Annotated in this window: 9 protein-coding genes; 4 read left to right on the plus strand and 5 right to left on the minus strand. The window is 67.1% G+C overall.

What is annotated here, in order from left to right:
- Positions 1-12: 12 nt before the first annotated feature.
- From U5805_RS21095 to U5805_RS21105, 3 genes are all read right to left on the minus strand, one after another.
- On the minus strand, positions 13-1,434 hold the full coding sequence (locus tag U5805_RS21095; RefSeq protein ID WP_322105440.1) for a DUF308 domain-containing protein: 1,422 nt from the start codon (positions 1,432-1,434) through the stop codon (positions 13-15).
- Positions 1,435-1,629: 195 nt separating this feature from the next.
- On the minus strand, positions 1,630-1,755 hold the full coding sequence (locus U5805_RS21100; protein WP_322105441.1) for an MFS transporter small subunit: 126 nt from the start codon (positions 1,753-1,755) through the stop codon (positions 1,630-1,632).
- Between the two features lie 12 nt (positions 1,756-1,767).
- A complete protein-coding gene (locus tag U5805_RS21105) occupies positions 1,768-3,168 on the minus strand; it encodes an OFA family MFS transporter (RefSeq protein ID WP_322105442.1) in 1,401 nt (466 codons plus the stop codon).
- Between the two features lie 758 nt (positions 3,169-3,926).
- Between U5805_RS21105 and U5805_RS21110 the strand changes: the two genes are divergently transcribed.
- Positions 3,927-5,858: a DUF3857 and transglutaminase domain-containing protein gene (locus U5805_RS21110; protein ID WP_322105443.1), complete on the plus strand. Its 1,932-nt coding sequence runs from the start codon at positions 3,927-3,929 to the stop codon at positions 5,856-5,858.
- Positions 5,859-5,969: 111 nt separating this feature from the next.
- Here the strand turns inward: U5805_RS21110 and U5805_RS21115 are convergent, their stop codons facing one another.
- Positions 5,970-7,010, minus strand: a complete 1,041-nt coding sequence (locus U5805_RS21115) for a serine/threonine protein kinase (protein ID WP_322105444.1) — start codon at positions 7,008-7,010, stop codon at positions 5,970-5,972.
- 270 nt (positions 7,011-7,280) lie between these two features.
- Entirely contained in the window at positions 7,281-7,493 is a 213-nt protein-coding gene (locus U5805_RS21120) for a hypothetical protein (protein ID WP_322105445.1), read from the minus strand.
- 647 nt (positions 7,494-8,140) lie between these two features.
- On the opposite strand from U5805_RS21120, the gene U5805_RS21125 reads away from it, so the two are divergent.
- The 3 genes from U5805_RS21125 to U5805_RS21135 are packed head-to-tail and all read left to right on the plus strand — an operon-like array spanning position 8,141 to position 14,157.
- Complete coding sequence (locus U5805_RS21125) at positions 8,141-11,320, plus strand: efflux RND transporter permease subunit (protein WP_322105446.1); 3,180 nt, start codon at positions 8,141-8,143, stop codon at positions 11,318-11,320.
- Positions 11,321-11,347: 27 nt separating this feature from the next.
- The gene (locus tag U5805_RS21130; protein ID WP_322105447.1) at positions 11,348-12,661 is read left to right on the plus strand and encodes an efflux RND transporter periplasmic adaptor subunit; all 1,314 of its coding nucleotides are present in this window, start codon (positions 11,348-11,350) and stop codon (positions 12,659-12,661) included.
- Positions 12,658-14,157, plus strand: a complete 1,500-nt coding sequence (locus U5805_RS21135) for an efflux transporter outer membrane subunit (protein WP_322105448.1) — start codon at positions 12,658-12,660, stop codon at positions 14,155-14,157. The genes U5805_RS21130 and U5805_RS21135 overlap by 4 nt, the downstream gene beginning before the upstream one ends.
- Positions 14,158-14,462: the final 305 nt, after the last annotated feature.

Here is a 14,462-nt window from a genome sequence, read left to right on the forward strand (position 1 = left end):
TGGGCTTGCGGCTCACGCTTCGCGCTGCCGGCCGCTTTCGTCGGTATCGTCGTGCAGCGTGGCGTTCGTCGCGGCTTCGCGAGAACGCGCCCGTTGCTCGCGCAACAGCCTGGCGCGCAGCAGGCGCCCCATGCGCGTCCAGCCCGACGGCCGCGGGTCGGCCAGCATCGAAAGCGCGCGCGCATAGTCGAGCGTGAGACCGGGCGTCCACGCCATCGTCTGACCGCGCTTGCGCACCTGCGCGGCCACCCACATCTCCGGCGTCGCCAGCATGCGCGCGAACGCAAGCCAGCCATTGCCCCACACGCGCGGCGTCGCGCCTTCGAGCGCCGCTTCGAGCGCCTGCGCAACCGTGCTCGAACAATTGCGATGCGTGAGGTTGTAGGTGGTGTTCTCGCGATAGTGCTGCCAGAAGCGCGCCAAACGCAGCGGATCGTAATTGCGGATGCGCACCTGGCGCGTGGACGGGCACCATGCCTTCGACTCGGTGGCGTAGTCGGGCTGGAATACGCCGGGCACGTCGTTTTCCTGCGTGGCGCGCAACAGCCGCGCGAATTCGTCAGGATTCCGATCAATTTCCGCGGCCGGATAGAGGCTGATATAGATGCGCTCCGGCGATTCGAGCGCCGCGTGGCCGGTGGAGATCACGCCGTCGCGGTCGACGGCCGCGATATAGCGGTCGATCACGGGTTGCCGCCGCGCCTCGCTTTTCGAGGTGCCGACGGGTGTCCAGACGTGGACCGTGAGCGCGTTTTCCTGTGGGGCGGGCGGCCCGTCGAACACTTTGCGTGCGAGCGCCGGGCGGTTCGCCGACGCATTGGCGAGGCCCGCGGCGCTCGCGGCCAGCGCCGCCACGCCGCCTTGCGCCGCGGCCGGATTCACGGCGAGGCGCCGCGCGCGCGAGGCGAGCAGCATCAAATTCCAGCCCGCGAAAAACAGCACGAGGCCGAGACAGTAAGGCACCGTGCCCTTGTAATGCGTCGGATACGGCTGATAGAGAAAGACGGCGATGACAATCTCGACCGCGCCGCCCGCCACCGCGAGCCGCCAGGTGCGATAGCGCACGACCCACGCCGAAGCGATCTGCAAGAGGCCGTCGGCGAGAAAGAGCGTCGCGAACACCATCGACAGGATAAACGACGCGTTGTGATAACCCGAGAGAATCAGCGCCGCCGTGGCGACGAAACTCGCGCCCTTCACATAGCGCAGCGTGCGCTGGCCGCCCATGCCGGTCCACGCCACGGCCAGCGTCGCGAGACCTTCCACCAGCAACAGCCACGCGAACGGCGCGATGCGAAAGCGCAGCACGCCGTCGAGCGCGTCGATGAAAAGCCCCGCGCCGACGAACGCGCTCAGCGCGCCCACGGTCAGCACGCCGCGCCAGCGCGCGCGCAAATAATCGACGCCCAGCAGGATCATCATGAGCCGCACCATCGCCCGCCTCCGCTTTGTACGCTGCATCAATGCCGTGAAGCGCATCGTACGCCCGCGCGGCGTGCGGCCGTTACGAAGGTGCGCATTCGCGTGCCGAAGCCGCCGCGCGCGGCTCGCGCCCCAAAAAGAAACGCGGGCCGCGACTTGCGTCGGCGGCCCGCGTGGAATGCGGCTTTGCGCGAAGGCGGCGCGGCGTCAGCCGAACAGCTTCATCGCCTGCGCGAGCGTGTTCGTCACGCCCCAGACCAGCGGCACGAGCACGTAAAGCCAGAACACGGCCATCAGCGCCTTGTTCGAGGATTTCGGGGCAACAGCGTTCATCGTTCGTTCTCCTTACTTGCCGGCGGCGAGCTGCGTCTCGCTCATGTGATGCTTCTCGTCCACGCGGCGCACGAGCAGGTTGCAGACGAAGCCCACCACGAGCAGCAGCGCCATGATGTGTACCGTCATCGTGTATGCGTCGGCCTTGGCGACGCCGTGCGCGACCTGATACGCGCGCACGTAGTTCACGAGCACGGGGCCCGCCACGCCCGCCGCCGCCCACGCCGTGAGCAGACGGCCGTGAATGCCGCCGACGAACGCCGTGCCGAACATGTCCGCGAGATACGCGGGCACGGTTGCGAAGCCGCCGCCGTACATCGACAGGATCAGGCAGAACGCGAGCACGAACAGCACGATGTTGCCGCTCTGCGCGAACTGCGGCACCGCGTAGTACAGCACCGCGCCGAGCACGAAGAAGATGAAGTACGTGTTCTTGCGGCCGACCCAGTCCGATGCCGACGCCCACAGGAAACGGCCGCCCATGTTGAACAACGAGAGCAGACCGACGAAGCCCGCCGCCGCGCCCGCCGTCACGGTGTCCTTGAAACTTTCCTGGATCATCACCGAAGCCTGGCTGAGCACGCCGATACCGGCCGTCACGTTGAGGAACAGCACGAGCCAGATCAGGTAGAACTGCGGCGTCTTGAGCGCTTCGTCGATATGCACGTGCTTGCTCGACACGAGCTTCTTCGCGACCACGGGCGGCGTCCAGCCGGCCGGCTTCCAGTCGGGCGCGGGCACGCGGATCGCGATCGAGCCGATCGTCATCGAGATGAAGTACGCGACGCCCAGCACGACGAAGGTTTGCGCGACGCCCACGCTCGTGTCGCTCGCGAAGTGCTTCATCAGCATCACGGAAAGCGGTGCGGCGATCATCGCGCCGCCGCCGAAGCCCATGATGGCGAGGCCCGTGGCCATGCCGCGGCGGTCCGGGAACCAGCGGATCAGCGTCGAAACCGGCGAGACGTAGCCGAGCCCGAGCCCGATGCCGCCGATCACGCCATAGCCGAGATACAGCAGCACGATCTGGTGCAGATACACGCCGAGCGCGGACACGAGGAAACCGCCGCCGAAACAGCAGGCCGCCGTGAACATCGTGCGGCGCGGACCGACGCGCTCGAGCCACTTGCCGCCGAACGCGGCGGACAGGCCCAGAAACACGATTGCCAGCGAGAAAATCCAGCCGAGCGTGGTGAGCGACCAGTCGCCCGCCGCCGATTGCGTGACGCCGATCACCTTCGTGAGCGGCGCGTTAAAGACGGAAAAGGCATACGCCTGGCCGATGCACAAATGCACCGCGAGCGCGGCGGGCGGCACCATCCAGCGCGAAAAGCCGGGCGGCGCGACAGTCGCCTCCTTGGAAAAGAATGGTGCGCTTTGCGCACCGCGCGTCGAATCAGCAACGCTGCTCATGGGGTCTCCTATGGCGGCCGGCGCCAGGGCGTTTTCCCTGGTGCCGGTCCCTTGCCAGATGGCGGGTGGTAGGCGTGGTCTCTCGCGTTTCTGGCGCCGGTGGACGCCGAAAACCGTTGTGCCGGATACGGCAGCCCGAACGTTAGTGCCACGGCGCGCGCTTGGCAATATGAGACAGCTATGCATATGCACAAATCCGATCGGCCGCGCCCATTCATGCTGCCAGCGCAGCAATCTGTTTAACGGGATAAGCGCGGGACAAACACATACGGGAAAACGCCTGGCACACCGATATTTGGGTGCTGCGCGACGACGCCCCGGAGAGAGGCCGTCGAGCGTCGCAGTTGCGAACGATTGTCATCGCCGGGACCGGAAAGAGCCGTGCGCGCGCCGGATTTTGCCCGCGCCGCGCCGACCTCGCGCGCTGTGCGGCCCACCCGCTTGACAACGAATTCGACCCGTTTTTAAGTCACAAACGTAGCCCGTGACGTTTTCGTGACCCGACATTCGCCGAGCCTCTCATGCGCCTCGCCCTCGTTGTCCCTCGCGCTGCCTTTCTCGTCGCGCCGTGCTTTGCGCCTTTCCTTGCGCCTTTCTTTACGCGATTCGTGGGGCGATTCCTGGAGCGATTCCCGGCGCGCTTCCTAAGGCGCTTTCTCGGGCGATTCCGGGCGCGCTTCGCGGCCCATCTTCCGGCCCATCTTCCGGCGCATCTTCCGGCGCCCCGCCTTGCGCTGCTTGCGGCCGCGCTCGCGGTCATGGCCTCGCTCGCGCCGGCGCGCGCCGCGGACATGCCGCCGAGCGCCGCGCCCCTCGCCGCAACCGCCAACGCAAACGCAAACGCGGGCCGAGGCACGAGCCTGGAAGCCGCCCAGGCGCCTTACACGAACGAAGGCGAAACGCAGACCTTCACCGTCAACACCGACGGCTCGTACACGAAACTCGACACGCTCACGCTGCGCATCAATACCGAAGCGGGCGTCGCGCGCGCCGGCCAGTATTACGTGTGGTTCAACCGCGAGATGGCGCACGTCGACATTCTCGAAGCATGGACGGAAGACCCGTCGGGCGGCCGTCACGACGTGCGTCCCGAGCAGATTCGCGACGTGCAGGAAGTGCGTTCGTTCGATGCGCCGATGTTCCAGGACGTGCAGGACAAGGTGATCGTGTTTCCGGCCGTCGAGCCCGGCGCGCGCGTGCATCTCACCTGGCGCAGAACCCAGCGCGTGCCGTTCGTGCCGGGCTGGTTCAGCGACTTCACGCCGCCCGATCTCGCGCCCACGCGCAACTTTCGCGTGATCTACGACCTGCCCGCGAGCGTGCCGCTCTATGCCGATGCGCGCGGCTTCGCGGCGCTCGCGCCCGTCACGCAGCATGGCCGCACGCGTTACGAATATCGCTACGACAAGGCGAATTTCGGGCGCCTCGAATATGGTTCGGTGGCCTACGTAAGTTACGGCGACCGGCTGATGGTTTCCACGTTCCCCGACTACGCCGCGTTCGCGACGGTCTATCGCGAAGCCTCCGCCGACGCCACCACGCGCGACGCGCGCATCGTCCGGCTCGCGCAAACGCTCACGGCCCGCGACGGCACGCCGCGCGCGAAAGCGCAAACGCTCTACGACTGGGTGCGCCGCAATATCCGCTATGTGGCGATCAACGTGGGGCGCGGCGAGATCGTGCCGCATCGCGCGAGCGAAGTGCTCGCGAACCGCTACGGCGACTGCAAGGACCACGTCGCGCTCTACGGCGCGCTGCTCGACGCCGTGGGCGTGCGCAACACCCCCGCGCTCATCAACAGCGGCACCGTCTACACGCTGCCCGCCGTGCCCGGCTTCGGCGTGATCAATCACGTCATCACCTGGCTGCCGGACTTGCAGATATTCGCGGATTCGACGGCCAGCAACATCGAGTTCGGCTATCTGCCTTCGACGGACATGGACCGCGCGGCCGTGCTCGCCGGCGACGGCACGCAGTTGCGCACGCCCGCCACGGCCACCACCACGCGCGACAGCGATCTCGACATCACCGTGGCCGCCGACGGCAGCGCGCGCTTCGTTTATCGCTTGCAGGCGCAAGGCTGGTCGGCGGAACAGACGCGCAGCGTGCTGCGTCTGCAAACGCCCGCGCAGCGCGAGGAATCGCTGCAATGGGAGTTGCGCAACGCGAACCTGCGCGGCAGCGCCACGCTCGCGTCAAGTTCGCTCGACGCCACCGGCGGCCCGCTCGTGCTCACGCTCACGGGCACCTTCGACGGCTTTGTCGACCCGGAGATGACCACGCCCGTGCCCACGCTCACGAGCTTCGTGGGCGGGCTCGACGCTTCGCTGCGCTACTGGCTCGGCGAGCCGCGCCGCACGCAGCCGTTCATGTGCCGCAACGTGGTGGTGACCGAGCGCGCGCGCATCGCGCTGCCGGCCGGCATGCGGGTGCTCGACGTGCCCATCCCGCAGCATGCCGACAATCGCTGGATCGATTTCCGCTCGCACTATGCGCTCGATTCCGCCGCCAACGTGCTGAGCGTGACGCGCACGGGCCACACGCATTTCGCGAGCGACGTGTGCAGCCCCGACGATTTCACGCAGATGCGGCCCGCGTTCGAGACGATGGCGCGCGATCTGCGCGCGCAGTTGATCGTGAAGCCTTCGGCGCTGACGTCCGCGCCCGGCCTCGCGCCGAGCGCGCAGTGAATGCCGCGGCGGGTCGCGGTCAGTCGCGGTCGATCATGGTCGATCGCGGCGAGGCGAGTCGCGGCAAGCGCGCCGCGACGCCAAGCTCGAAAAAGCGACGACGCCTGCGCTTCACACCGGCCAGAGCGGCCCTTCCTGCATCGCGCCGATCTGCTCGCGCAATTCGAGAATGCGCTCTTCCCAATAGCGTTGCGTGTTGAACCACGGAAACGCGGCGGGAAACGCGGGGTCGTGCCAGCGGCGCGCGAGCCACGCCGAATAGTGAATGAGCCGCAGCGTGCGCAGCGCTTCGACGAGATGCAGCTCGCGCGGCTCGAACTCGCAGAAGTCCTCGTAACCGGCAAGCAGATCGGCAAGCGCGCTGGAGGCGCCCGCGCGGTCGCCGGGCAGGAGCAGCCAGAGATCCTGAATCGCGGGGCCCATGCGGCTGTCGTCGAAATCGACGAAATGCGGGCCTGCGTCGGTCCAGAGCACGTTGCTCGGGTGACAGTCGCCGTGCAGGCGCAAGGAACGCAACGTGCCGGCGCGCTCGAACGCGGCCTGCACGCCTTCGAGCGCGAGATCGGCCACGGTTTGCCACGCCTCGCGCAAATCGCGCGGCACGAAACCGTGTTCGAGCAGATACGCGCGCGGCTCGCGGCCGAAGGTTTCGATGTCGATGGCCGGGCGCGCGCGATACGCTTCGGTCGCGCCCACGGCATGAATGCGGCCGATAAAGCGGCCGAGCCATTCGAGCGTGTCGCTGCGGTCGAGATCGGGTGCGCGGCCGCCGCGCCGCTCGAACAGCGCGAAGCGGAAACCTTCATACGTATGCAGCGTGCGGCCTTCGAACGCGAGCGCGGGCACGGCCGGAATCTCGCGCGCGGCGAGTTCGGCCACGAAGGCGTGCTCTTCGAGAATCGCCTCGTCGCTCCAGCGTTCGGGGCGATAGAACTTGGCGACGAGCGGCGGCCCGTCTTCCACGCCGACCTGATACACGCGGTTCTCGTAGCTGTTGAGCGCGAGCATGCGGCCGTCGGTGCGGCGGTTCGCGGGTATCAGCACGCTGTCCAGCGCGTCGAGCACGCACTCGGGCGTAAGGCGCGCGTAGGGTGCAACGCGCTCGCCGGCGTCGCCGGGCTCGTGAGAAAAGGAGGAAGGTTCGAGGCTCATGCCCGCAATTGTGCCTCTTTGCGGGCCGGCCGGGCGAATCGGCGTGTGCGCGTCGAGCGTTGGCTTGTGAGCTTGCGAGCGTTCAGCGGGACGTTGGCGCTCGCTCGGCGCGACGGCAGGCGCGGAACATTGGCGCGGAGCGTTGGCGCAAAACGTAGGCGCGCGCGGCCACGGCGCAGCCCGCAGGCCGTGCGGTATCGGTACGCGTGACGCGCGGGGTGCGCGTCACGGAATCAAATACGAGTCAGACGCGACTCGAAACGGGCACCGTCAATGAATCTGCGCGCCGGCGGGCATCACCTGCTCGCCCGTGTCGATCAGGTCTTCGAGAAAGAAGGGCTCGGTATTGAGCTGCGCGGACGCGCCAGGCTCCCCGGCGTACCAGGTCACCATGGCCATGTCGCCGAGAAGACGCATGACGATGCCGCGCGCGCCTTGCGGCACGGCGATATGAACGGAGCGGACGATAGAACCGATTTGCATGATGTTTCCCCGTTACCTTTGCCGGCGCCCTCGAAAGAAAGCCGGTCGGTATGCTGACAAAAACCGATGCGCACCGTCGGTTGCGCGCGCATCCAATTCCCCTTCGACTCGCCGCGGTGCTGGCCTGCGAGACCGCCGGTCGACCCGTCGGTCAACCTATTGTTGCCTGTTTGAGCGCCTGAGCAAAGCGAAATAATAGGGGAGCGTTATTCACGCGCCGTGCCCGTTGCGCACTTTGCGCGCGCACCGCCTCATAAAAAACGTCGCCTGGCCATAAGTTCGGCGTCGCATTTTTACATCCACGGCAACAACGCAGCGCTCACTGTAACAGATGGTAAACCCCACATTACGCGCTCTTGCAGGCGGCCCGTCGCAAAAAGTACGCTAAGTGCCGCGCACAGGCGCTATAGTCCTGTCCCATCAACCGGGGCGCCGGCATTGCATCGCACACCGTAGCAAATCCGCGGCCGCATTTTTCGCGCGCATTTTTCAGGCGATTTGCCCGCGCTTTCGTCGCGAACGCAAAGCGCGCGATGCGCCCGCCGGCCGCAACCGGCCCCACGAGACCGACAACCTGTGCGTTTGCGCATGCGGCCGCAGAGCCGCGCAAAAACCACGCCGACATCAGCGAAGGGACCTGCCGTTCCATGTGGATTGTTCGACTCGCGCTCAAGCGCCCGTACACGTTCGTCGTGCTCGCGTTGCTGCTGATGATCGTCGGGCCGCTGACGATCCTGCGCACGCCCACCGACATCTTCCCGAACATCGACATTCCGGTGCTTTCGGTGATCTGGTCTTACACGGGCCTGCCCGCCGACGAAATGGAACGGCGCATCGTGCTCAATTACGAGCGCGGCCTTTCCACGGCGGTCAACGATATCGAGCACACCGAATCGACTTCGCTCAACGGCATTGCCGTCGTGAAGATCTTCTTCCAGCCGCACGCGAACATTCAGGAGGCGCTCGCCGAAGTCACCTCGCTCTCGCAAACGCAATTGCGCCAGTTGCCGCCGGGCATCACGCCGCCGAACATCCTGCGCTACAACGCGTCCACGGTGCCGATCCTGCGGCTTTCGCTTTCCTCGCCGCAACTCACGGAACAGGAACTGTTCGACTACGGCAACAACTTCCTCAAGACGCAACTGGCCACGGTGCCGGGCGCCTCCGCGCCGCTGCCTTATGGCGGCAAGCAGCGGCAGATCATGGTGGACATCGACCAGCGCGCGTTGCAGCAGCACAACCTCGCGCCGAGCGACGTGGTCAACGCGATCAGCGCGCAAAACCTCATCCTGCCTTCGGGCACCGCAAAGATCGGCGCGACCGAGTATTCGGTGACGATGAACGCAAGCCCCGCCAGCATAGAAGGCTTGAACGATATTCCGGTGAAAACCACGGCGAACGGCACGATCTACATTCGCGACATCGCGCACGTGCGCGACGGCTTCGTGCCGCAAACCAACATCGTGCGCGTGGACGGCCAGCGCGCCTCCATGCTGTCGATCAACAAGACCGGCAACACGTCCACGCTCGACATCGTCGATCGCATCAAGTCGATGATGCCCACGCTGCGCAATCTCGTGCCGCCTTCGCTCAACATCGACCCCGTCGCCGATCAATCGCTGTTCGTGCGCGCCTCCGTGCAGGGCGTGCTGCGCGAGGCGCTCATCGCGGCCGCGCTCACGGCGCTGATGATCCTGCTCTTTCTCGGCAACTGGCGCGCGACGCTCATCATCGCGGTGTCGATTCCGCTTTCGATGATCACCTCGCTGATCGCGCTTTCCGCGCTCGGCGAAACCATCAACATCATGACGCTCGGCGGGCTCGCGCTCGCCGTGGGCATTCTGGTGGACGACGCCACGGTCGCGATCGAAAACATCAGCCAGCAGCTCGAGCAGGGCAAGACGCTCGAACAGGCGATTCTCGACGGCGCGCATCAGATCGCCATTCCCACGCTCGTCTCCACGCTCTCCATCTGCATCGTGTTCGTGCCGATGTTCCTGCTCACGGGCGTGGCGCACTACCTCTTCATTCCGCTCGCCGAAGCCGTGGTGTTCGCGATGCTCGCGTCGTACTTCTTCTCGCGTACGCTCGTGCCCACGCTCGCGATGTATTTGATGCGCCATCACCACAAGCCCGCCGACCTGCATGCGAACGCGCGGTCGCGCAATCCGTTCATGCGCGTGCATCTCGCGTTCGAGCGCGGATTCGAGCGGCTGCGCGGGCGTTATCGCGGCTTTCTGGAAGCGCGCGTGAGGCATCCCGTCTGGTTCGTGGCGATCTTTCTGGGCTGCTGCGGCGCTTCGATGCTGCTCATGCCGTTTCTCGGCCGCGACTTCTTTCCGCAAGTGGACGCGGGCACGATCGCGCTGCACCTGCGCGCGAAAACCGGCATGCGCGTGGAAGAAACCGCCGTGCTCACCGACCGCGTGGACAAGCGCATACGCGAGCTGATTCCGAAAGCCGAGCTGCATTCGATCATCGACAACATCGGCCTGCCGGTCTCGGGCATCAACCTCTCGTACAGCAATACGGGCACCATCGGCACTTCGGACGCGGACGTGCTCATCACGCTCAACGAGGACCACCACGCGAGCGCCGGCTACGTGCGCACGCTGCGCCGCACGCTCAACGCCGAATTCCCCGGCGTGCAGTTCGCCTTCCTGCCCGCCGACATCGTGAGCCAGACGCTCAACTTCGGCATGCCCTCGCCCATCGACGTGCAAGTGGTGGGCCGCGACGTGGCGGGCAATCGGGCGTTCGCCGCGAAGCTGCTCGCGCGCCTGCGCGGCGTGCCCGGTTTCGCCGACGCGCGCATCCAGCAGCCCGCCGACCTGCCGCGCATCTTCATCGATGTCGACCGCACGCGCGCGCAGCAAGCGGGCTTCACGCAGAAGGACGTGGCGAGCGATCTGCTCATCACGCTTTCGGGCAGCCAGCAGACCACGCCCACGTTCTGGCTCAATCCGCGCAACGGCGTGAGCTACAACGTGGTGACGGAAGCGCCGCAATACACGATGGATTCGCTGCAATCGCTCGCCAACATTCCGCTCACCGCGAACGGCCGCAGCAACATTCTCGGCTCGCTCGCGAGCATGCAGCGCGTGGCCGGCAACGCCGTGGTCACGCACTACAACGCGCAAACCACCATCGACATTTACGGCACCGCCGACGGCCGCGATCTGGGCGCGGTTTCCGACGACATCGCGAAAATCATCGACGAAAGCCGCGCGCAATTGCCCAAGGGCTCGACGATCGAACTGCGCGGCCAGGTGCAGACCATGAACGATTCGTTTTCCGGCCTGCTCGTGGGGCTCGTGTTCGCGATCGTGCTCGTGTATCTGCTGATCGTCGTGAACTTCCAGTCGTGGCTCGATCCGTTCATCATCATCACGGCGCTGCCGGGCGCGCTCGCGGGCATCGTCTGGATGCTGTTCCTCACGCACACCACGCTCTCCATTCCGGCGCTCACGGGCGCGATCATGTGTATCGGCATTGCCACGGCCAACTCGATTCTCGTCATCAGCTTCGCGCGCGAGCAGTTGCGCGAGCACGGCGACGCGGCGCGCGCCGCGATCGAGGCGGGCTATACGCGTTTTCGCCCCGTGCTGATGACCGCGCTCGCAATGGTGATCGGCATGGTGCCGATGGCGATCGGCCTTGGCGAAGGCGGCGAGCAGAACGCGCCGCTCGGGCGCGCCGTGATCGGCGGCCTGGCCGTCGGCACGCTCGCCACCTTGATCTTCGTGCCCGTGGTGTTCTCGCTCGTCTATCGCAAGCTCGGCGAACGCCGCCGCCGCGTGCTCGAGAACGTCGTGCCTAAATCGTAACTTCGCGTCCATTCGCCTTACTTCGTCATGACGACTTCAACCCCCACGCCCGAACCGCACGAGCCAGACGGACGAACTCCGCGCAAGCCGCGGCGCTGGCCGCTCGTGGTCGCCGCGCTCGTGGTGATCGGCCTCGCCGCGCAGGGCATCTGGTCGCGCCACAGCGCGCATGCGGCGCTCGAACGCGACGCGCAGGCCGCGAGCACGCTCTCGGTGCAGGTGGTCAAGCCGCAGCGCTCGGCGCGCGCGCTCGACCTCGTGCTGCCCGGCAACGTGCAGGCGTTTCTCGACACGCCGATCTACGCGCGCACGAGCGGCTATCTGCGCAAGTGGTACTTCGACATCGGCGCGCACGTGAAGGCGGGCCAGTTGCTCGCCGAAATCGACGCGCCCGAAGTGGACGATCAACTGCGCGCCGCGCGCGCCGATCTCGCCAACGCCCAGGCGAACTACACGCTCGCGAAAACCACGGCCGAACGCTGGCAGCAGATGTTGCAAAACCGCTCGGTCTCGAAGCAGGACACCGACGAAAAAGTCGGCAACATGCTCGCGAGGCAAGCGACGCTCGACGCCGCGCGCTTCAACGTTTCGCGGCTCGCGCAGTTGCAGTCGTACGAGAAGGTGACGGCGCCGTTCGACGGCATCGTGACGGCGCGCAACGTGGACGTGGGCGCGCTGATCGACGCGGGCAACGGCGGCACTTCGCAAAAGGAACTGTTCCATGTGGCGCAGGCCGACAAGCTGCGCGTCTACGCGAACGTGCCGCAGGCGTACGCGCAGCAGATTCGCGCGGGCCAGCCGGCGTTCCTCACGCTCAACGAAACCCAGGGCAGGCATTATCCCGGCACGATCGCGCGCACGGCGGGCGCGGTCGATCCCACGCAGCGCACGATGCTCGTGGAAGTGGCCGTGGACAACCGCGCGGGCGATCTGCTGCCGGGCGCTTACGCGCAGGTGCATTTCGCGCTCGACGGCTCGGCCACGCCGCTCACGCTGCCGGGCAACGCGTTCCTGTTCCGCCCGAGCGGCGTGAAAGTCGCAACCGTCGATGCGAACAACCGCGTGAAGCTCGTCGACGTCACGCTCGGCACCGACTACGGCACGCGCGTGGCCGTGGCCGCCGGCCTCGCGGGCAGCGAGCGCGTGATCGTCAATCCGCAGGATTCGATCGTCGACGGCACGCCGGTGCGCATCGTCGCGCCGCATGGCGCGAACGGTGCGAACGGCGCGAACGGCGCGAATGGCGCGAACGGCGGCCAGCAAGCCGGCGCCGAAGCCGCTTCGACGCACGGCGCGAGCGCGGCGGGCGCCGCCGTTCAGCAACGGAAGCCGGCGTCATGAAGCGCGGCCCGGCTCGCCTGATCGCGCTCGCCACCGCGCTCGCCACGCTTGGCGGCTGCGCGCCGGGCCCCGACTACCGGCGCCCGGCGCTGCCTGTCGCGGCAACCTACAAGGAACTCGAGGGCACCGGCTGGACGCTCGCCCAACCCGCCGACCAGGCCTCGCGCGGCGCGTGGTGGACGATCTACGGCGACGCCGCGCTGAACGCGCTCGAAGCGAAGGTGGCGGGCGCGAACCAGAACGTGCTCGCGGCGCAGGCGCACTTTCGCGCGGCGCGCGCCAACGTGGCGCAGCAGCGCTCGCAGTTCTTTCCGGTCGTGACGGCGAGCGGCGACTTCTCGCGCGCGCGCACCTCGCAGAACGTGCTTTACACCGCGAAGGCCGGGCATACGATCAACGACTATTCGGCGGGCCTCGATGCCACCTGGGAGCCCGATCTGTGGGGCCGCGTCGCGCGCAGCGTGGAAGCCGCCAAGGCCAACGCGCAGGCGAGCGCCGCCGACATGCAGGCCGTGCTGCTTTCGATGCAGGCCGAACTCGCGACCGACTACTTCGAGCTGCGCGGCATCGACCGCGAGCGCCAGTTGATCGACGACGCCATCGCGGCTTACGGCGACTCGCTCGATCTCACGCAGCATCGCTACGAGGGCGGCATTGCCACCGACGCCGACGTGGGCCAGGCGCAGACGCAACTGCAAACGACCCAGGCGCAGGCTATTGATCTCGGCGTGCAACGCGCGCAGCTCGAACACGCGATCGGCATCCTGATCGGCCAGTCGCCCTCCACGTTCTCGCTGCCCGTCGCGCCCGAGGCGGCGTACAGCGTGCGCGCCGTCGCGAGCCCGCCGGGCGTGCCGTCCACGCTGCTCGAACGGCGCCCCGACATCGCCGCCGCCGAGCGCCGCGTGGCCGCCGCGAACGCCGAAGTGGGCGTGGCGACGGCGGCGTTCTTCCCGAGCCTCATGCTCGCGGTCACGGGCGGCGTGGAAGCGACCAACTACGGCCAGTGGCTCATGGCGCCCGCGCGCTTCTGGTCGCTCGGGCCGGCGCTCGCGGGCACGCTGCTCGATTTCGGCGGCCGCGAGGCGGTGCGCGAGGCGGCGCGCGCGCAGTACGACGAGAGCGTGGCGCAGTATCGCGAAACCGTGCTCGACGCGTTCGGCGAAGTCGAGGACAACCTCGCGACGCTGCGTGTGCTCGAACAGGAAGCGGCGGCGCAGGACCGCGCCGTGACGGCCGCGCAGCGCACGCTCGCCACGGTGCAAAGCCGCTATCAGAGCGGCGCGATCACGTATCTCGACGTCGTGGTCGCGCAAACCACGGCGCTCGCCAACGAACGGCAGGCGGTGGCCATCGCGCGGCGGCGCATGGCGGCGAGCGTCGCGCTCGTGAAGGCGCTGGGCGGCGGCTGGAGCGCGAGCGATCTGCCTTCGGACGACGCGTTGGTGCATCCCGGCAAGGCAGGCGCGGCCGCGCCCGCCAGCGCGCCAGGCTGAGGAGGCGCAACGCGGCGGCTTATCGGCGGAAGTTGTCGGCGGGGATTTGTCGGCGGGAATTTGTCGGCGGGAATTTGTCGGCGGGAATTTGTCGGCGGGAATTTGTCGGCGGGAATCCAACGGCGGGAATCTGTCGGCGGGAATCCATCGACGGGAATTTATCGACGGGAATCCATCGGCGGAAATCCATCGGCGGGAATTCATCGACGCGAACGCCGCAAAACCGCCCCAAGCCGCGACGTTCGCCGCATCGAATGCGCAACAGGCGTATCGTTCAGGGTTTTCCCCTAATCCTGGAGTTTCCG

It is taken from the genome of Paraburkholderia sp. J41 (assembly GCF_905220235.1).
Taxonomy (GTDB): Bacteria; Pseudomonadota; Gammaproteobacteria; order Burkholderiales; family Burkholderiaceae; genus Paraburkholderia.

Coding starts and splice junctions, on each gene's coding strand:
- U5805_RS21135 (WP_322105448.1), top strand. CDS start 12,658: ATGAAGCGCGGCCCGGCTCGCCTGATCGCGCTCGCCACCGCGCTCGCC.
- U5805_RS21125 (WP_322105446.1), top strand. CDS start 8,141: ATGTGGATTGTTCGACTCGCGCTCAAGCGCCCGTACACGTTCGTCGTG.
- U5805_RS21115 (WP_322105444.1), bottom strand. CDS start 7,010: ATGAGCCTCGAACCTTCCTCCTTTTCTCACGAGCCCGGCGACGCCGGC.
- U5805_RS21100 (WP_322105441.1), bottom strand. CDS start 1,755: ATGAACGCTGTTGCCCCGAAATCCTCGAACAAGGCGCTGATGGCCGTG.
- U5805_RS21110 (WP_322105443.1), top strand. CDS start 3,927: ATGGCCTCGCTCGCGCCGGCGCGCGCCGCGGACATGCCGCCGAGCGCC.
- U5805_RS21095 (WP_322105440.1), bottom strand. CDS start 1,434: ATGGTGCGGCTCATGATGATCCTGCTGGGCGTCGATTATTTGCGCGCG.
- U5805_RS21130 (WP_322105447.1), top strand. CDS start 11,348: ATGACGACTTCAACCCCCACGCCCGAACCGCACGAGCCAGACGGACGA.
- U5805_RS21120 (WP_322105445.1), bottom strand. CDS start 7,493: ATGCAAATCGGTTCTATCGTCCGCTCCGTTCATATCGCCGTGCCGCAA.
- U5805_RS21105 (WP_322105442.1), bottom strand. CDS start 3,168: ATGAGCAGCGTTGCTGATTCGACGCGCGGTGCGCAAAGCGCACCATTC.